The following is a 17,350-nucleotide window of genomic DNA, read 5'->3' as shown; positions in this document are numbered from 1 at the left end:
TGACTCTGCTTATCGGTACGCTGGCGGCGTGACAGTGGACACCGGCGGCCGGGAACGGCTCTTGCTGGCCGGGGAACGCCTTGTGGCCGAGCGTGGCCCGGACGCCCCGTTGCGCGACATCGCGGTGGCAGCCGGACAGCGCAACAACTCGGCGGTGCACTACCACTTCGGTTCCCGCGAAAATCTCATCGTCGCCATCGTCCAACGCCGACAGGACGGCATGGATCGTGCCCGCATGGCGATGCTCGCCGACCTCCCCGACCCCAGCCGAACCGACGACCGGTTGGCCGACCTTGTCGAGGTATTGGTGGCACCGATGTTCACGGTTCCCTACGAACAGGGTTCAACCCATTACGCCCGTTTCCTGGACCGGGTACGTACCCACCCCGACGTATCGACAGCACGCAATCTCGACCACTGGCCGGCGACTCGGATGTTGGTGTCGATGCTGTCCGACACCCTCACCCATCTTCCCGAGGACGAGCGCGTCGAGAGGCTGTCGGCAACCAGCAGCGCGTTGTTCGCACTGATCGCAGATCACGAATCCCATGCCGCGGCACGACCACGAAAAGTTTCGCCGCGGCCGTCACAGGCCACGATCACGGCGATGACGGTCGGCATGCTGAGCCAACCGACTGTCGCGCCGCGTCGCGATGCGGTCTTCGACACGGTCACGGGTCGCCGAGGTCTCGACATCTCGGTCTTCTGACGACTGTCGGCGGCACCCGACGGGGGTCAACGACGTGGATCGACGAGTACCTTCGTGTGCGAGCTGCGGCCCGAATCGAGTTCGGTGAACATCGATTCGAGGTCGCCGATGCCGATGGTGCCGGTGTGCAGCGACGCCAGATCGATCCGCCCCTCCGCCACCAGGGTCATGGCACCGATGAAGTCCGAGTGCGTGTAGGCGAGCGATCCGATCACGGTGAGTTCGCGGCTCTGCCAATCCCCGTAACTCACCGAGGAGTCGGTCCCCGGATAGCCGAGCAGCGCCAGCGTCCCGCCGCGTCGGACGAGTTCCGCACTCGGCTGCAGCAGCGACGCCACGCCCGAGCATTCGAAGACGATGTCGGCACTGAGACCGTCGGTCAGCTCGGTCAGTCGGTCGCCGAGGCTCTCCGGGGCCAGGACGTCGGTGAACCCGAGCGCGGTCGCAGCCTCTCGTCGTGCGGGAGACGGTTCGGACACGATGATCCGGCCCGCGCCGGCAGCTCGTGCGTGCTGGGCGGTGAGCAGACCGATGGGTCCCGCGCCCTGGATCACCACGGTCGCACCCAGCGGCACCCGGGCCCTCCGCACTGCGTGATAGGTGACCGTGGCCGGCTCCATCAGAGCGGCCTCGACATCCGACAGGGCGTCGGGTACCGGGATCGCACGTCGCGCGGAGACCCGCAGGCGATCGGCGAACCCACCGTGTGCCGCCGCGCCCGGCGAGATGCCGTTGGCCTCAGCGAACGCGAGATCGCAGTTGTCGGCATGCCCGGCACGGCACTGGGCACAGATGCCGCAGGCGGGGCCGACCCCGGCGATCACCCGTTGCCCGGGCCGCAGGTGCGTGACACCGGAACCCACCGCCGACACCGTGCCCATCCACTCGTGTCCGAACACCGCAGGCGGCAGGCCCGCCGACTGGTAGCCGTGGGTGTCGGTGGCGCAGATACCGCAGAATCCGATGTCGACGATGACCTCGCCTGCGCCGGGCTCCGCATCGGTCTCCGGGGTCGTCTCGAGCACTCCGGGCGCGGGCACGTGGACGTAGCGGGCAGACCCTGCCGTGACCGTCATTCGATGTCTCACTTTCCTGTCATGCGTTCGACGACCGGGGCGAACTCCTCGAACGCGCGATCACCGATCGTGAAATAGGAGAAACCGAATTCCTCCCGGCGTTGTTCCAACTGCTCGCAGATGTCGTCGACCGATCCGACGAGGGCGTGCGGGAACGACCGCAGTTCGGTGGAGGTGAAGCCGGTGCGCTCGATCAACGATTCCTCGGTGACGTCCGTGGCGCCCTCGATGGCCACGAAGTAGGCGCCGGTCTCCAGCTCGATCAGTGGCATCCGGTCGCCCGCCCCGGCCCGGACCCATTCGAGCTTCTTGTGGGTCTCGTCGACCGTGGACGTCGCCACACTGTCCGAACCGAGCTTTCCGGAACGGTTGTTGAAGTTGATGCTGACGATGTCGGCGGTCGCCCCCGCCAGGGTCAGGACCCGCCGAGCACCACCACCGATCATGATGGGCGGCACCGTCTCCGGCACCGGCAGCGGCTCGAATCCGGTGGCCCGCACACCGCCCCGGTCGACGTCGATGGTCTCGCCGGCGAACTGCTGCCGACACAGTTCGACGGTTGCGGCGAGCCGGTCGATCCGCTCACCGGCAGACGGGAACGGCACACCCATCGCCTCGTACTCGGCGCCCAACCATCCCGCACCGAGGCCCACCTCGATCCGCCCCGGAGCGAACATCGCCAGGGTCGCAGCCTCTTTCGCGAGGACCACCGGTTCGTGGTAGCTGGTGCAGAACATCCGGCACCCGATCACCAGGTCGTCGGTCACCTCCGCCGCGATGGCCATGCTCGCGATCGGAGCGAGGGTGACCGGACGGTGCGCCGTGGGATCGAGCGCGGGACCCGGGCCGATGTAATGGTCCGAGACGTGGAGGGCCGAGTATCCGAGCGCCTCGGCCTTCTTGGCGGTCTCACGCCATTGGGCACCGGTGCCCGATCGGTACACCTGCGCGGCAAAGCGGAAGGGCTTCTTCACATGCGTTGTCATGAGGGAACTCTCGTATCGTCAGGGTCGGCGACTGCGGATGGTGCTGTTGTCGTCAGGGGTGTGCTCGTCGGCACCCGGGAGAGCAGGCGGCGCGTCGCCGAACCGAGCTCCATCGCCCACCGGCGGGGATCCGCGTCGCCGCGTGCGGACGGGACCTCCACGCTGACCGGCGTGTCGGGTCCGAGGATGCTTGCGAGTCGCAGCAGCGGCAACGCGCCCGCACCAGGTGCCAGCCGGTTCCCACGCGCTTCGGCGATGGCGGCATTGTCGTTACGCGCCGGCCCGGTGACGCGGGCATCGCACAACTGCCAGTAGGGAATCCGCCCGTCGCGGACGCCGGCCTCGAGTTCGGTCACATCGCCACCCGCACGCGACCAGTGCAGCGCATCGAGGAGGAGCCCGGCCGACGACCTCGCCGAGGTCTGCTCGATCATCTTCCGGCCGGCACGGAGATCGCGTACCGCGGTGAAGACCATGGGTTCGAGACAACAGCGCAGACCGTGGTCGGCAGCCGCGGCGGACAGCGCGGCGAGATTGTCCGCGGCCCGGTTGCGATCATCGTCGAGCACGGTGGCGATCACGAAGCGTGCTCCCAGAGTCGCGCCCGCGAACAAGACCGGCCCCCAGTCACTTCGGGACGATCCCGGATGCAGCTTGACCACCTCGACATCGAGCACCCCGAGACCGTGATCGTCGAGTGCGAGCAGAGTGTCGGCGAGGAGGCGCGACCCCTCGGCGAGCTGGTGTCCTCGTCCGCCCGACCGGTCGGACACCCGCACACCGACCGCGTCGAATCCGCCGGCCGCGGCGTACTCGACGAACCTCGGCGGCGGGACCGCGAGCGCCGACAACGACGCGAGCGAGACGACCGGGTTCACGCTCATCGCGGCACCTCCGAGTTACTTTATTTTGACTAGTGTTACATGGATCATACTAGCGTTCGCCGATCTGCTGTCCACCTCGACGAGGAGTCCTCATGTCCCCCACCCTCGGCGCGATCGCACAGATCGCCTACGTGGTCGACGACGTCGCCACCGCTGCCCAGCGCTTTTCGGCACGGACCGGCGCCGGCCCGTTCTTCCTGCGTCGCAACATCATCGAGGTCGCCCACGGGCCCGCAGGCGAGGGAGGCGAGTTCGATCATTCGTCCGCCTACGGCCAGTGGGGCGCCGTTCAGGTCGAGCTCGTCGAAGTCCACTCGGCGGCACCGGCAGAGTTCGCGGCCACCACCTCCGGACGAGGGCGGGTGCATCACGTGGCAACACTGGTGCCCTCATTCGACGAGGAGCAGGCGCGGCTCACCGCACTCGGGCACCCCGCACTGCTGACCGCGACGACGCCCAGCGGAAACTCGTTCGCATTCCACGACACTCGCGCCGAGTTCGGCCATCTCGTGGAGATCTACGAGCCGGCGGCGTCGATCGTCGCGCTGTACGCGAAGGTCGCCGCGGCCGCGAACGGGTGGGACGGGCGTCGACCCCTGCGAGACTTCTAGGAGACCGCGCTCAGAAAACCGCGGCCTCGACCTCGAGCAGTTCGGCCGCGCGTTCGCGGGCCATGGTCAACACCTGCGGATTGCCCGAGTTCCACAGCACGGTCAGGCGTTTGACACAGATCCGCCACTCGCCGTCCACCCGGACCACATCGTCGGTGTAGTAGCCGCCGATCGTGAACACGGCGTCACCCGCGGTGTTCGGCAGCACATGTTCGGCACGGACATAGGTCACCACCCGGCCGCTGCCGGCGGCCGGATCGACATCGATGTCGAAGTTGGACAGGAAGTGCTGGGACGCGGCGAGACCGGGGAACAGCATGCGGCCCCGCTGAACCCAGTCGTCGGCGCGGAAGTGGCCGGCGTTGCCCGCCCGGTAACTGGAATAGTCGATGTCGATCTCGTCGGTGAACACCGAGCGGTACAGCGACCAGTCGCGCAGGTCGATGCCACGCGCGAAACGCGCCAGCAGAGACGTCAGCGCCTCGTGATCAGAGGTCATGGGTCAGTCCTTTTCCGGTGGTGTGCGCACTAGGCGGGCATCTGCAGCGAGATCTTCTCGAAGTACTCCTCGAGGCCGTCGGGCCCGAGCTCACGGCCGATGCCCGACTTCTTCATGCCCCCGAACGGAGCCATCGGGTTGAATCGACCTCCGTTGATCGCCACCTGCCCGGTCCGAAGCCGGCGCGCGATCGACACGGCCGCGTCGTCGTCGGCCGCGAACACCGCACCCGACAGCCCGTAGTCGGAGTCGTTCGCGATCGCCACCGCCTCGTTCACGTCCGAGTACTCGAGCACGGTCAACACCGGGCCGAAGACCTCCTCGCGGGCGATGTCCGCGGAATTGTCGACGCCGCTCACCACGGTCGGCCGCACGAAGTAGCCGCCGGACAGGGTGTCGTCGAGACCCGGGACCTCACCCGGTCCGCCGACCAGAACCCGCGCACCGTTGGGCAGCGAGTCGAGGAATCCGAGGACGACCCGTTGCTGCGCAGCCGACGCCATCGGTCCGACGTCGATCGACGGGTCGAGGGGGTCGCCGACGGTCATCGCGCCGACGAGCTCGGCGAGGCGCTCCTCGACCGCTGTCACGTCCTCGCGGGCGACGATCAATCGGGTCGTGGCGGCACACGTCTGTCCGTTGTTGACGAAGCAGCCGCGGACCGCGGCCGTCAAAGCCGTGTCGAGATCGGCGCCCGGCGCCACGATGAACGCCGACTTGCCGCCCAACTCCAGGGTGACTTTCTTGATTCCGGATGCAGCCAGCTGCGCAACCTTGGCCCCGGCACCCGTCGATCCGGTCAGGCTCACGAGGTCGACCCCGGGATTGGTGGCCAGCCGCTCTCCGACCGTCCGCCCCGGACCGGACACCACGTTCAGCACGCCGGCCGGCAGACCGATGGCGTCGGCGATGTCGGCGACGACGAAAGCTGCGAGCGGTGCCACGCTGCTCGGCTTGACGACCGTCGTGCAACCGGCCGCAAGGGCTGGCGCGACCTTGGCCGCGAGCTGATAGAGCGGGTAGTTCCACGGGGTGATCGCACCGACGACCCCGGCCGGCACACGGAGAATCCGGGAGTTGCCCCGGCGCTCTTCGAGGGGCAGCGCCTCGAGGGCGTCGGCCATGGTCCGGAAGACAGTGACCCCGAGGCCCACCTGCACGCTCCGCGAACGACTGATGGGTGTGCCCACCTCCCGCGTCATCATCGTCGCGAGCTGGTCTTCGCGTGCCGCGAGCTCGTCGGCGAACATGCGCAGAATCGCGGCTCGTTCGGGGACCGGAACGGTCGACCACGAGTCGAACGCGACGGTCGCCGCCTCCACCGCGTCGTCACAGTCGGCGGTGTCGCCGTCGGGCACATGCGCCAGCGTCGCGCCGGTTGCGGCCTCGCGCACCTCGATCCGCGCCTCCGAGACCGACGGCACCCACTTGCCGCCGATGTACAGCTCGTCCCGGTCCTCGACCGTCGTGGCCTCGTTCATGCTGGTCATCCGCCGGACCCCTTCCTGCCACCCGTACTCTCGACAGTGGTGGCGATCACATCGACGACACTAGCGCTCTAAGCGTATGCGGTGTCAAGTAAGTCGCCAGCGATCTAACTCTGTTCACAGTTTGGCCAACTTTCTTGACATGAACTACTATTTGGGTAACTTATGAGCAGCGTCACAACACCGGCGGTCGCGCCGTCCTGTCACAGCGCACCGGTATCAGCCCCGTCCCGGACCGGGACCCGATCTTCGTCTGCAGGAGCATCATGAACGACCTGGCGATCAACCTCTCGGCACCGACGACCGCAACGGACGAGCTGGTGGGGCTCGTGATCAAGGGCATGTACCGGGGGCCGGTGAATCCCCGGATGCAAGAGGTCATCGACTCCGGTCATGCCGTCGCGAAGGGGCCCATGGTGATGCCGACTCCCGCCGGCATCACCGAGGCCGGTCGGCTCGTCCGACTCCCCGAGGGCGGCGATCAGGAGCAGGCGATGATGGACTTCCTGCGGGCGTTCCTCCCGGTCAACCGCAGGCTGCGCGAGCTCTGCACCGCATGGCAGTGCCGGCCCGACGGAACGGCCAACGACCACTCCGACGCACAGTACGACGCCCGGATCCGTGACCAGCTCGACGACATCCACACGGAGGTCTCCAAGCTCCTCCGCCGTTCGGGCAAGGCCGCGCCCGAGCTGCTCGATCACCGCGACCGTCTCCGCGTCGCGCTCGAACGCTTCGACGACGGGGACACCGCGTCACTCACCTCTCCGCTCACCGACGGGTACCACACCGTGTGGATGTGGCTGCATCAGCACGTGCTGATGCTGCTCGGCCTCACCCGCGCACAGGACGAGGCCCTCGAAGAGGAGCTCGTCGCGGGCGCGGCCGGATGACCCTCTCCGACAGCACGGTGCACACCCTCACCCGGATCGCGGTACCCCACGGTCAGGGACGGGCACGTGGCCTCGGCGCGGCGGATCTCGGCGTCCACGGTGTCGAGATGGACAACCTCGTCGGTCTCGGCCTTCCGGTCGTGCCCGGCCTGACGATCCCGGTCGGGGCGGGCGAAGAGCTCGCCAACCGCGAGACCGCCGGGGTCGCCATCGATCTGTTGGAGAAGCTCGCTGTTCGCGGCATCTGGCCCGCGGTCCGCACCGAGCGGCGCCCCATGCTGATGCACCTGAGATGCAGTGCGGCGGTGCCGGTGTCGGCTCTTCCGCCGGCCATCTCGGTGATCGGCTTGTCCCCGCGCAACGTCGACGCCCTCGTCGACGTGATCGGCCGTGATCGCGACATCTACGACTCGTGGGCCGAGACGCTCCGGTTCATCGCGGAGAACGCACTCGGCGTCGACGCCGACGACCTCGACGATGTGGTCGACGATCATTCCGACAGCCGCGCACGCGTTCCGGCTCTGCTCGATCTCATCGTGGACGCGACGGGGGCCGCCTTCCCGGCCGACCCGGCCGAACAGCTCGGGCTCGCCGCCAAGGCGATGCTGACCCGATGGGCGTCGCCGCGCGGGCAGCGGGCACGCAAGGCCTTGTCGCTGCCCGACGATCTCGGCATCGCGCTTCACCTCCGCGCCCTTCGTCTGGGTTCATGGAACGAGTCGGGCTATGGATCGGCGGTCAGCCGTGACCTCGAGACCGGCAAGTACGCCCCGAGCGGGGTGTTCCATCTCGGCGTGCGCCGCACCGATCCCGAGCCCGGCCCCGGTGAGCCGCTGGGCGCGATGCCCGGTGGCACGGCCATCCTCGACCAGATCTTCGCCACGCTCGAACCTCATCTGCGCGGAGTCGCGCAGGTCGAGTTCGAGGTCCGCGACCGCCAGCTGGCATTGCTCAGTGCAGGTGCTGTCGAACACCCCGGACCCCGGGCGATCACCACTCTCGCCGTCGATCTCGTCAACGACCATGCCATCGGCCGTCGCGAGGCCGTCGCGATGCTCGACCCGGACCTGATGCAGGACCTCCTCCATCCGCAGATCAAGCTGACCGGTGGCGAACAGCTCGTCGCGCGTGGCCTGCCCGCGTCGCCGGGCGCGGCGACCGGCGAGATCGCACTCAGCGCCGACACCGCGCTGCAGTGGGCTGCGCAGGGCCGCAACGTGATCCTGGTGGCTTCCGAGACCAGCCCGGCCGACGTCCCCGCACTTCTCGCGGCCACCGCGGTCCTGACCTCGAACGGCGGACTGGCGTCGCATGCGGCCGTCGTCGCGCGAGGCGCCGGGCGTCCGGCGGTCTGCGGCGCCACCGACCTGCGCATCGATCGTGCCACCGGGACGGTGACGAACGGTGACCTGACACTCACCGAGGGTGAGGTGGTGTCCCTCAACGGACGCACCGGTCACGTCTACCGCGGCGCGGTCACCATCCGCCCCGCCGAACCCTCGGCCGAGCTCGACCGCCTGCTGGGCTGGGCCGACGACATCCGCCGTCTCGGAGTGCGCGCCAATGCCGACAACGCCGAGGACGCGGCGACGGCGTTCCGCCTGGGCGCCGAAGGAATCGGCCTGTGCCGTACCGAGCATCAATTCCTGGGCGACCAATTGCCGCTCGTCCAGCGACTCGTGCTCGCCGAATCCGACGCCGAGGAACTCGACGCCATCGCCGCCCTGACCGCCGCGCAGCAGGCCGACTTCACCGAGCTGCTGCGCGTCGTCGGAGACCGGCCCATCACCGTCCGGCTGCTCGACGCGCCACTCCACGAGTTCCTTCCCGCCGACGGCGACTACCGCGACGAGGCGCAGGCGCGACGTGCCGCCGACGCACACGAGTCCAATCCGATGCTCGGTCTCCGCGGCGTGCGGTTCGCGATGGTCCAGAAGCGTCTGTATCCCGCTCAGGCAGAGGCGCTGTTCCGCGCCTGGGTCAGCGTGCACGCCGAAGGATTGACCCCGCAGTTGGAGGTGATGATCCCACTGGTGTCGCTGCCCGGCGAGCTCTCGCGAGCGATCGCGCAGGTGCACGAGGCGGCGGCCGCGGTGACCGCCGACACCGGGGTGATGGTGCCCTACAAGGTGGGCAGCATGGTCGAGACGCCACGCGCGGCGCTCCTCGCCGGTTCACTCGCCGAAGACGCCGATTTCCTCTCCTTCGGTACCAACGACCTCACCCAGCTCACCTACGGCTTCTCGCGCGACGATGTCGAGAAGTCCATGCTGACGCACTATCTCGAGCACGGCCTGCTCTCCGACAGCCCGTTCGCGGTCCTCGACCCCGACGGGGTCGGCGCCCTCGTGTCCCGGGCGGTGCTGCTTGCCCGCAGTACCAAACCCGACATCAAACTCGGGGTGTGCGGTGAGCACGGCGGTGACCCGTCGTCGATCGACTTCCTGAACTCGGTCGGCCTGCACTACGTGTCGTGCTCACCTCGACGGGTCCCGGTGGCCCGTCTGGCCGCCGCCCGTGCGGTGCTGACCGCTGACTGAGAGGCTCACCATGACAACCGAACTCGACGACCTGAGATCGGCGGTCCGCGACGCCGTCGATTCCCTGGGCGGACCGTCGGTATGTCGTGACCTGGCGCCGAACGGCCCGGGCTGGGATGGACGTTCGTGGTCACTCCTCGCCGAGCAGATCGGTGTCGCCGCCCTCGGACTGCCCGAGGAGTGCGGTGGACTCGGTGGTCTGCCCGAGCTCCTCGTCGTGGCCGAGGAACTGGGCGCCGGCGTGATGCCCGTCCCCTTCCTGTCGACGGTGCTGGCATCGCAGGTGCTCATCCGGTCCGGTGGCGCCGACGACGCGCTGGCGCAGATCGCCGAAGGTGCACCGGCAGCCTTCGTCGGCCTCGACCGGCACGGCTGGTTCGATGCCGACGACATCGCATTCGCCGTCGATGCGGGCTCCGGGGAGCAGACGATCAGTGGTGTCGCGACCTCGGCGCTGGGTGCTGCGGGTGCGGCATGGCTGGTCGTGGCGGCACGAACCGACACCGGTGACGCACTGTTCCTGTGCGACGCAACGGTTCCCGGAGTGTCGACCACCCCGCTGCCCACCCTCGATCTGTCCCGGGCACACGCCGCGGTGACGCTGTCCGGGGTGCCTGCGCGTCGACTCCCGGTGGCGGGCACACCGGAGTCGGCGATCGTAGGGGCTCTCGACGTCGCGTGCCTGGTCCTGGCAGCCGAGCAACTCGGCGGGGCGCAGCGCAGCCTCGACCGGACGGTCGACTACGTGAAGGAGCGCAGGCAGTTCGATCGCACGATCGGCAGCTTCCAGGCCGTGAAGCACACGCTCGCCGACCTGCTGGTGCTGGTCGAGTCGTCCCGGTCGGCTGTCACCCGCGCCCTCGACTCCGCCGACCTCGCCGAGGCTGCCTCCCTTGCCCGCGCCTGGTGTGCCGACAGCTACCGCACGGTCACCGCCGAGGCCGTCCAGCTGCACGGCGGCATCGGCTTCACCTGGGAACACGACTCACATCTGTACTTCCGCCGGGCCCGTGCCGACGCACAGTTGTTCGGTACCAGCACTTTTCACCGGGAGCGGCTCGCCCTGACGCTGGGTTGGTGAGCCCCCCGAGGTGATCCTCAGCGCCGGTCGCGGGCCGAGAACGGGCGGTCCTTGTCCGCTCGGGGCTCCGGCGGCAGGCCGAGCACCCGTTCACCGATGATGTTGCGCTGGATCTGGTCGGTACCACCCGCGAGTCGGTACCCGGGGCTGCCGAGCAGGTGTTCGGTCCACGCGAACCGACTCGGGTCGGTCGCCACCGCGATGTCGTTGCCCAGCAGATCCGCGGCGATCTCACCGATCTTCACGAGAACATCGGACGCCATCAACTTGCCGACGGAAGCAGCGGGACCGGGTGACCGGCCGGCGGCGGCGGCACGCGCCACCCGATCGGCGGTGGCCTTACGCAGTTCGGCCCGGATGTAGACGTCGGCGAGCTGCTGGCGGACGACCGGATCCCCGGCGGCCCCGACCTGTTGCGCCAGTCCGACCAGTTCGTCGACCGAGCCGCCCTTCTTGCGGGTGACCGATCCGGACGCGGTCCGTTCGAAAGACAGTGTCGCACCGGCGATCTTCCACCCCTGGCCGATGTCACCGAGACGGGCGGAGTCCGGGATACGGACGTCGTTCAAGAAGACCTCGTTGAACGACGCCCCGCCGCTCATCTGTCGAATCGGTCGGATCTCGACGCCGGGCGCGTCCAACGGGATCAGGAACGCGGTGATGCCCTTGTGTTTCGGCAGATCGGGGTCGGTCCGCGCGAGCAACATACCGAGATCCGCGAAGCGTGCGCCCGAGGACCAGACCTTCTGACCGTCGATGCGCCAGCCGTCGCCGTCGCGGACGGCCCGACAGGACAGGGAGGCCAGGTCGGAACCGGCTCCCGGTTCGCTGAACAGCTGACAGGCCAGGAGATCGGTCCGCAGCAGAGGTCGCGCGTACGCCTCGCGCTGTTCGTCGGTGCCGAACATCGCGACCGCGGGACCGACCAGTCCGGTGGTGACACTGATCAGTTCGGTCGACGGGGGCACGTCGAACTCGAGTTCGGCGCGGGCCACCTCCGACGCATACGACGCGGGCAACCCCCGCCCCCCGTGCTCGGCGGCGAGTGTCAGTGCGCCGTACCCGGCGTCGTAGCGCTTGCGCCGGTACTCTCTCGCCGCGTCGAGCAGCCGGCGTTCCTCGTCGTCGGACAGGTTGCGGAACACCGCGAGATCGGCGGGCCCCGACGGGGTGGACGACTTGGGTGCCGCGATCCCGGAGAGCCATTCGCGAACCTCCGTGCGGAACACCGCGAGGTCCGACCCGTCCGGGTCCGTGGTCGACAATGCGGGTGCCGACATCGGCAACCTCCTCAGACAGTCAGAACCGTGCACGCCGACAGTCCCGGCGCGCCATAGACATGGGTGAAACCGACCTTCGGTGCACCCGGCACCTGTTTGCCCTCGGCACGACCCTGCAGCTGACGAACCACCTCGTGTACCTGGCGCAGGCCGGATGCGCCGATCGGCTCGCCGTTGGCGAGACAACCGCCGTCGGTGTTGACCGGTGTGGTTCCGTCGACATCGGTTGCGCCCGAGCGGATCAGCTCACCCTGTTCGCCGTGCCCACACAGCCCGGTCTCGGCGAGATGGATGATCTCCGAACCGCTGTCGGTGTCCTGCACCTGTGCGACGTCGACGTCGGACGGGCCGACCCCCGCCGTCGCGAAAGCAGCTGCCGCGGCATCGATGCTGGGGCTGTGCACCGGGTCGGTGGTCAGCCACGGCGAGAACACCTCGAAGGAACCGAAGCGTCGTGTCCGCACTTCCGCGGCCGCGAGCCGGACCGGCTTGTCGCACATGTCCGCGGCGCGGTCGCCGGACGCGAGGATCAGGGCGACACCGCCCTCCCCGGGGGAGCAGAACATGTACTGGGTCAGCGGGCTGTTCACCGGCGCCGCCGCCAGGATCTCGGCCTCCGTCAGGGGTTTACGACGCCACGCCATCGGGTGCGCGGCGCCATTGGCGAATGCGCGCTCGGCGGCCGCTCCGAGCAACGACTCGTCGAGCCCATGGACGTGAAAATACCTGCGCGTCTTCATCGCGAAGTACTGGGTGGTGACCATCATCCCGGACCGGGCATACCAGGGTCCGAGACCGTACGCGGCCGGGTCGGAACCGAAGGCCCCGCGTTCGTGCTTGTCGAATCCGACGACGGCCACGACGTCTGCGCGTCCGGACGTGATCATGTCGGCTGCGGTCGCCAGCGCAACACCGCCCGTGGCGCAACCGTTCTTGACGGTGACGAAGGGGATGCCCGTGAGTCCGAGTCGCGAGACGAGCGAGTCCGGCTTGCCCGAGACATTGCTGCCGCCGACGGCCGCGTCGATCGAGGACCAGTCGAGGCCGGCGTCGGCGAGGGCCGCGCGTAGCGCGCTCTCGCCCATATCCATGCCGCTGACGTCGCCGTGTCTGCCGAAGGCATGCATTCCGACCCCGACGATGTGGACGCCTGCATTCCTTCTACTCACGCTCATCCGGCGACCTTCTCGAACGCGAAAGTGGTGCAGTCGCCGAGATCGAGCAGTCGCAGTTCGACCTCGTCGCCGATCCGGACCGGCGACGTCACGCGGGACTCCACCAGGACGACGCCCAGATCGACGTAGGCCACGACGAAGGGCTCGAAGCCCGAGTCGGGAACGCGGAACGGGGGTTTCGGAGCGAAGGCCTGCTCCGTCCATGTCCACACCGTTCCGCGCTGCGGTAGCGCGACCCGCGACACCGATGTGCCGGCACAGCCGGGACAACGCGTCACAGCAGGGAACGCGACAACTGCACACTCCGCGCAGTCCGATCCGGCGAGTACCGGCGGGTCGAGCTGCGCGAACAGTGTGTCGTCGACAACCGCTGACATCTCCGTCACGCCCCCGAGAGCAGGGTGAGTGGACGGCCGAGGATCTCACCGACCGTGCGCAGGTACTCCGCGGCGGGAGCACCGTCGACCGCGCGGTGATCGAAGGTGAGACTCAGCGTGAGCACCTGCGTGCGCACCGGTGTGTCTCCCTCCCAACGGAATCCGTCCTTCACCCGGCCCACGCCCAGTATCGCGACGTTGCCCGGGTTGATGACCGGGGTGAAGAAGTCCACCCCGTAGGAGCCGAGGGTGCTGACCGAGAAGGTGGCGCGCTCGAGGTCGGCGAGCCCGAGCTTTCCGTTGCGTGCAGCAGCGGCCAGTTCGGTGGTGTTGCCCGCGATCTCGCCGACCGACAGCTGATCGGCGTCGCGGACGACCGGAACCACGAGACCTCCGTCGACAGCGACGGCGACGCCGATGTCGACACGTTCGGCGACCACGATCTGGTCGTCGACGATCCCGGCGTTGAGCAACGGGTGCCGGCGAAGCGCAAGTGCCGCGGCCCGGATGATGAAGTCGTTGAGACTCGGCGCTCGACGCCCGGCGGCGGCCGACTCCTCCTTGAGCGCGGCGCGCACCGCGACGAGGTCGGTGACATCGACTTCGTATCCGTGGGTGAGCTGCGCCATGGAGTGCAGGCTGTCCATCATGTTCCGGGCGATGGCACCGCGCATACCACGCAGCGGGATCACATCACCGGGTTGCGGACCGACCGACGCCGAAGCCGGCGCGGCAGCAGAAGTGTCTGCGGCGGAACGGGATCGACCCGTGGCGGCGCGTTCCACGTCGGCGCGGGTGACCCGGCCACCGATCCCGCTGCCGCTCACGGTCGCGAGGTCAACCCCGAGTTCGGCGGCGAGTTTGCGGACGACCGGACCCACGAATGTCGCGGCACTCCCCGGAACCCCGCCCTCCGATGTTGCGGACGCGGGAGCCTCCGGAACGGACTGTTCTGCCTGCGGGCGCGCGAGGAAGTCCTCGACATCCTCGGACACGATCCGACCACCGGGCCCTGTCCCGGTGAGACGGCGCAGGTCGACGCCGGCCTCGGAAGCGACGCGGCGAGCGTTCGGGGATGCCTTGAGCCGGGCGCCGCCGGGCGCGTTCACCTCCGAGGGGATGACGGCCGGTGTCGCCTCCGGTGTGCTCTCGGCTGCGGCCGTCGACTTGGAATCGGGTGCGGTGGGGATTGATCCACCGTCGGGCGCAGATTCACCGTCGGCGAGGAGCCAACCGACCACGGACCCGACCGGCAGCACCGCACCGTTGTCCGCATTGGTGGCCAACACACCTTCGGCCTCTGCCTCGACGTCGACGTCGACCTTGTCGGTCTCGACCCGGAACAGGGTGTCGCCCAACGCGACCCGCTGTCCGGGTTGGGCGACCCACTCCCCGATGACACCTTCCTGCATGGTGAGCCCCAGTTTGGGCAGCACGATCTGGAAGGCCACGATCAGTTCCTTTCCAGGAGTCGCTGGGCACCGGCGACGATGCGGTCCGCGTCCGGCACGTAGGCCTTCTCGAGCGGCGTGCTGAACGGGACGGGCGTGAACGGAGCACCGATCCGCAGCACGGGCGCGTCGAGGTGGTCGAACGCCTCCTCCTGGATCTGCGCCGCGACCTCGGCGCCGATGCCGCCGAACGTGACCGCCTCGTGGACCACGAGGATGCGGTTGGTCTTGCGCGCCGATTCGACGATCGTCGCGGTGTCGAGCGGCTGCACCGACCGCGGGTCGATGACCTCGGCGGAGATCCCCTTCTCGGCCAACGCATCGGCCGCCTTGAGCGCCTCGGCGACCATCCGGCCGAACGCGACGATCGTCACGTCGTCACCGGTGCGGGCGACAGCCGCCTCCCCGATCGGGATCTCGTAGACCTCCTCGGGCACCTCCCCGCGCGAACCGAGCAGCACCTTGTTCAGCATGAAGACGACGGGGTTGTCGTCGCGCACCGCGGAGACGATGAGGCCCTTGGCATCTCGTGCATTCGACGGCATGACGACCTTGAGTCCCGGGGTGTGGGCCAACCAGGACTCCAGGCTCTGCGAGTGCTGCGCCCCCGCGCTCACCCCGGCGCCGTAGGCGACGGCGATGACCATGGGCACCTTGACCTCGCCGCCGTACATGAACTTCATCTTGGCGGCCTGGTTCACGACCTGGTCGAGGGCGACGGCGAGGAAGTCCATGAACATGATGTCGACGATCGGGCGCAGGCCACGAGCCGCCGCACCGACACCGAGGCCGATCAGACCCATCTCGGCGATGGGCGTGTCGACCATGCGGCGCTTGCCGAACTCGGCGAGCAGACCGTCGTACATGTGGAAGACGCCGCCGTATGCGGCCACGTCCTCGCCGATCACGAAGACGTTTTCGTCCGCGCGCATCACCTGCGCGACACCTTCGTTGAAGGCCTTCACATAGGTGGTCGACCGCACGGCCGGCACGGCGCTGTCAGCACCGTTTTCTGCCGCTCCGGAGACCGTTGCTGTGGATTCTGTTGCTGTGGACATGTTCTCGGCTTCTCCGGGTCAGACGCTGTAGACGTTGAGCGCGATGTCGGCGGTGTCGGGGTACGGGCTGTTCTCGGCGAAGGCGACGGACTCGGCGATGTCGGCGTCGACCTCGGTCCAGATCTGGGCGAACTCGGCCTCGGTGGCCAGACCTTCGGCGACGGCCCGGGCCTCGAGCAGCTTGATCGCGTCGCGCTCCTTCCAGGCCTCGACCTCTTCCTGGGTCCGGTAGGTCTTACGGAGACCCTTGACGCCCTGGTGGTCGTAGTAGCGGTAGGTTTTCGCCTCGACCAGTGAGGGTCCCCCGCCGGCGCGGGCGCGTTCGACGGCCCGCCCGACCGCGGCGCGCACCTCGACGGCGTCCATACCGTCGCAGATCTCACTCGGCATCCCGTAGGCGGCCGCGCGGTCGGCGACGTTCTCGAGCTTCATGTGGTCGCGCAGGGCAGTGAACTCGGCGTAACCGTTGTTCTCGCACACGAACACGACGGGGAGTTCGAGGATGCCGGCCATGTTGGCCGCCTCGTGGAAGGCGCCGATGTTACTCGCGCCGTCACCGAAGAACGGGATGGCCACCGAGTCCTCGCCGCGGTACTTCGCAGCGAAGGCCGCACCCACGGCGATCGGGATGCCACCGCCGACGATCCCGTTGGCGCCGAGCATGCCGATCGACAAGTCGTTGATGTGCATCGAGCCGCCGCGCCCCTTGCAGTAGCCGTCGACGCGGCCGAACAACTCGGCGAACATCTGCCGGAACTGGGCACCCTTCGCGACGGCGTGGCCGTGGCCGCGGTGTGTCGAGGAGATCTGGTCGTCGTCGCGGAGGTTGCTCATCGCGCCGGCCGCGACCGCTTCCTGTCCGACGTAGAGGTGCAGGAACCCGGGAAGCCGGCCACCCTCCATCAATCGGCCCGCCTCGGTCTCGAACTGGCGGATACGCACCATCCGCCGGTGCAGGTCGAGCACGACCTCTCGGCTCGGCAACGGCTCTGCGGTCTTCGTCGCCTGTCCGGCAGGAGCAACCGGCGCGACGCCGGTCTCTGTGGTGGTCACCATGACACCTCTCTGGGATGACTGTGCAGGTGGCGGCGCTGTGAACCCCGCCGGAACCGCAGACTTTGTTGATCGCTTCTGCAGTATGTGTCACCACTGTAGACGATTGTTAGTAGAATCACTATCAAGTTAGTCATCGAAAGTGGACCAGTTCGGACTGTTACTTGACTTGCTCTCCAGTTAACCCGAC

Annotated in this window: 16 protein-coding genes; 5 read left to right on the top strand and 11 right to left on the bottom strand. The window is 68.4% G+C overall.

Annotated elements, in window-relative coordinates; all coding sequences use genetic code 11:
• The first annotated feature begins 28 nt into the window (after positions 1-28).
• Entirely contained in the window at positions 29-709 is a 681-nt protein-coding gene (locus tag MAY35_RS07470; RefSeq protein WP_238420300.1) for a TetR/AcrR family transcriptional regulator, read from the top strand.
• A 26-nt stretch (positions 710-735) separates the two neighbouring features.
• Here the strand turns inward: MAY35_RS07470 and MAY35_RS07465 are convergent, their stop codons facing one another.
• Genes MAY35_RS07465 through MAY35_RS07455 form a run of 3 tightly spaced genes read right to left on the bottom strand, consistent with a single transcriptional unit; the run spans position 736 to position 3,655 of the window.
• Positions 736-1,785 (bottom strand): zinc-binding dehydrogenase, encoded by a 1,050-nt coding sequence (locus tag MAY35_RS07465; protein WP_238420299.1) that lies wholly within the window; start codon positions 1,783-1,785, stop codon positions 736-738.
• Between the two features lie 8 nt (positions 1,786-1,793).
• Entirely contained in the window at positions 1,794-2,771 is a 978-nt protein-coding gene (locus MAY35_RS07460; RefSeq protein WP_238420298.1) for a TIGR03621 family F420-dependent LLM class oxidoreductase, read from the bottom strand.
• Positions 2,768-3,655, bottom strand: coding sequence for a sugar phosphate isomerase/epimerase (locus tag MAY35_RS07455; RefSeq protein ID WP_238420297.1), 888 nt, complete (start codon positions 3,653-3,655; stop codon positions 2,768-2,770). Before MAY35_RS07455 ends, MAY35_RS07460 begins: the two co-directional genes overlap by 4 nt.
• A gap of 92 nt (positions 3,656-3,747) precedes the next feature.
• Between MAY35_RS07455 and MAY35_RS07450 the strand changes: the two genes are divergently transcribed.
• On the top strand, positions 3,748-4,266 hold the full coding sequence (locus MAY35_RS07450; RefSeq protein WP_238420296.1) for a VOC family protein: 519 nt from the start codon (positions 3,748-3,750) through the stop codon (positions 4,264-4,266).
• 10 nt (positions 4,267-4,276) lie between these two features.
• On the opposite strand, the gene MAY35_RS07445 is transcribed toward MAY35_RS07450, so the two are convergent.
• Positions 4,277-4,765, bottom strand: coding sequence for a nuclear transport factor 2 family protein (locus MAY35_RS07445; protein ID WP_238420294.1), 489 nt, complete (start codon positions 4,763-4,765; stop codon positions 4,277-4,279).
• A gap of 29 nt (positions 4,766-4,794) precedes the next feature.
• Positions 4,795-6,255 (bottom strand): aldehyde dehydrogenase family protein, encoded by a 1,461-nt coding sequence (locus MAY35_RS07440; RefSeq protein WP_238420293.1) that lies wholly within the window; start codon positions 6,253-6,255, stop codon positions 4,795-4,797.
• A gap of 263 nt (positions 6,256-6,518) precedes the next feature.
• On the opposite strand from MAY35_RS07440, the gene MAY35_RS07435 reads away from it, so the two are divergent.
• The 3 genes from MAY35_RS07435 to MAY35_RS07425 are packed head-to-tail and all read left to right on the top strand — an operon-like array spanning position 6,519 to position 10,766.
• Positions 6,519-7,145, top strand: coding sequence for a hypothetical protein (locus MAY35_RS07435; protein ID WP_238420292.1), 627 nt, complete (start codon positions 6,519-6,521; stop codon positions 7,143-7,145).
• Positions 7,142-9,685 (top strand): putative PEP-binding protein, encoded by a 2,544-nt coding sequence (locus tag MAY35_RS07430; RefSeq protein ID WP_238420291.1) that lies wholly within the window; start codon positions 7,142-7,144, stop codon positions 9,683-9,685. Before MAY35_RS07435 ends, MAY35_RS07430 begins: the two co-directional genes overlap by 4 nt.
• 10 nt (positions 9,686-9,695) lie before the next feature.
• A complete protein-coding gene (locus MAY35_RS07425) occupies positions 9,696-10,766 on the top strand; it encodes an acyl-CoA dehydrogenase family protein (RefSeq protein WP_238420290.1) in 1,071 nt (356 codons plus the stop codon).
• 17 nt (positions 10,767-10,783) lie between these two features.
• Here the strand turns inward: MAY35_RS07425 and MAY35_RS07420 are convergent, their stop codons facing one another.
• The 6 genes from MAY35_RS07420 to MAY35_RS07395 are packed head-to-tail and all read right to left on the bottom strand — an operon-like array spanning position 10,784 to position 17,163.
• Complete coding sequence (locus MAY35_RS07420) at positions 10,784-12,046, bottom strand: acyl-CoA dehydrogenase family protein (RefSeq protein ID WP_238420289.1); 1,263 nt, start codon at positions 12,044-12,046, stop codon at positions 10,784-10,786.
• An 11-nt stretch (positions 12,047-12,057) separates the two neighbouring features.
• Positions 12,058-13,221 carry a thiolase family protein gene (locus MAY35_RS07415; protein WP_238420288.1) on the bottom strand — a complete coding sequence of 388 codons (1,164 nt, stop codon included), beginning with the start codon at positions 13,219-13,221 and terminating at the stop codon, positions 12,058-12,060.
• Positions 13,218-13,598 carry a Zn-ribbon domain-containing OB-fold protein gene (locus MAY35_RS07410; RefSeq protein WP_238420623.1) on the bottom strand — a complete coding sequence of 127 codons (381 nt, stop codon included), beginning with the start codon at positions 13,596-13,598 and terminating at the stop codon, positions 13,218-13,220. Before MAY35_RS07410 ends, MAY35_RS07415 begins: the two co-directional genes overlap by 4 nt.
• A gap of 5 nt (positions 13,599-13,603) precedes the next feature.
• Complete coding sequence (locus tag MAY35_RS07405) at positions 13,604-15,049, bottom strand: 2-oxo acid dehydrogenase subunit E2 (RefSeq protein ID WP_238420287.1); 1,446 nt, start codon at positions 15,047-15,049, stop codon at positions 13,604-13,606.
• 2 nt (positions 15,050-15,051) lie between these two features.
• The gene (locus MAY35_RS07400; RefSeq protein WP_281063102.1) at positions 15,052-16,107 is read right to left on the bottom strand and encodes an alpha-ketoacid dehydrogenase subunit beta; all 1,056 of its coding nucleotides are present in this window, start codon (positions 16,105-16,107) and stop codon (positions 15,052-15,054) included.
• An 18-nt stretch (positions 16,108-16,125) separates the two neighbouring features.
• Positions 16,126-17,163 carry a thiamine pyrophosphate-dependent dehydrogenase E1 component subunit alpha gene (locus MAY35_RS07395; RefSeq protein WP_238420285.1) on the bottom strand — a complete coding sequence of 346 codons (1,038 nt, stop codon included), beginning with the start codon at positions 17,161-17,163 and terminating at the stop codon, positions 16,126-16,128.
• Between the last annotated feature and the right edge of the window lie 187 nt (positions 17,164-17,350).

It is taken from the genome of Gordonia sp. 'Campus' (genome assembly GCF_022206305.1).
GTDB lineage: Bacteria > Actinomycetota > Actinomycetes > Mycobacteriales > Mycobacteriaceae > Gordonia.
The sequence above is the reverse complement of the archived record's forward strand: the minus strand, read 5'-3'. Positions and strand labels throughout refer to the sequence as shown.

What these genes read in the sequence shown, in the direction of transcription:
- MAY35_RS07465 (WP_238420299.1), bottom strand. Translation starts at nt 1,785, where the DNA reads ATGACGGTCACGGCAGGGTCTGCCCGCTACGTCCACGTGCCCGCGCCC.
- MAY35_RS07460 (WP_238420298.1), bottom strand. Translation starts at nt 2,771, where the DNA reads ATGACAACGCATGTGAAGAAGCCCTTCCGCTTTGCCGCGCAGGTGTAC.
- MAY35_RS07455 (WP_238420297.1), bottom strand. Translation starts at nt 3,655, where the DNA reads ATGAGCGTGAACCCGGTCGTCTCGCTCGCGTCGTTGTCGGCGCTCGCG.
- MAY35_RS07450 (WP_238420296.1), top strand. Translation starts at nt 3,748, where the DNA reads ATGTCCCCCACCCTCGGCGCGATCGCACAGATCGCCTACGTGGTCGAC.
- MAY35_RS07445 (WP_238420294.1), bottom strand. Translation starts at nt 4,765, where the DNA reads ATGACCTCTGATCACGAGGCGCTGACGTCTCTGCTGGCGCGTTTCGCG.
- MAY35_RS07440 (WP_238420293.1), bottom strand. Translation starts at nt 6,255, where the DNA reads ATGACCAGCATGAACGAGGCCACGACGGTCGAGGACCGGGACGAGCTG.
- MAY35_RS07435 (WP_238420292.1), top strand. Translation starts at nt 6,519, where the DNA reads ATGAACGACCTGGCGATCAACCTCTCGGCACCGACGACCGCAACGGAC.
- MAY35_RS07430 (WP_238420291.1), top strand. Translation starts at nt 7,142, where the DNA reads ATGACCCTCTCCGACAGCACGGTGCACACCCTCACCCGGATCGCGGTA.
- MAY35_RS07425 (WP_238420290.1), top strand. Translation starts at nt 9,696, where the DNA reads ATGACAACCGAACTCGACGACCTGAGATCGGCGGTCCGCGACGCCGTC.
- MAY35_RS07420 (WP_238420289.1), bottom strand. Translation starts at nt 12,046, where the DNA reads ATGTCGGCACCCGCATTGTCGACCACGGACCCGGACGGGTCGGACCTC.
- MAY35_RS07415 (WP_238420288.1), bottom strand. Translation starts at nt 13,221, where the DNA reads ATGAGCGTGAGTAGAAGGAATGCAGGCGTCCACATCGTCGGGGTCGGA.
- MAY35_RS07410 (WP_238420623.1), bottom strand. Translation starts at nt 13,598, where the DNA reads ATGTCAGCGGTTGTCGACGACACACTGTTCGCGCAGCTCGACCCGCCG.
- MAY35_RS07400 (WP_281063102.1), bottom strand. Translation starts at nt 16,107, where the DNA reads ATGTCCACAGCAACAGAATCCACAGCAACGGTCTCCGGAGCGGCAGAA.
- MAY35_RS07395 (WP_238420285.1), bottom strand. Translation starts at nt 17,163, where the DNA reads ATGGTGACCACCACAGAGACCGGCGTCGCGCCGGTTGCTCCTGCCGGA.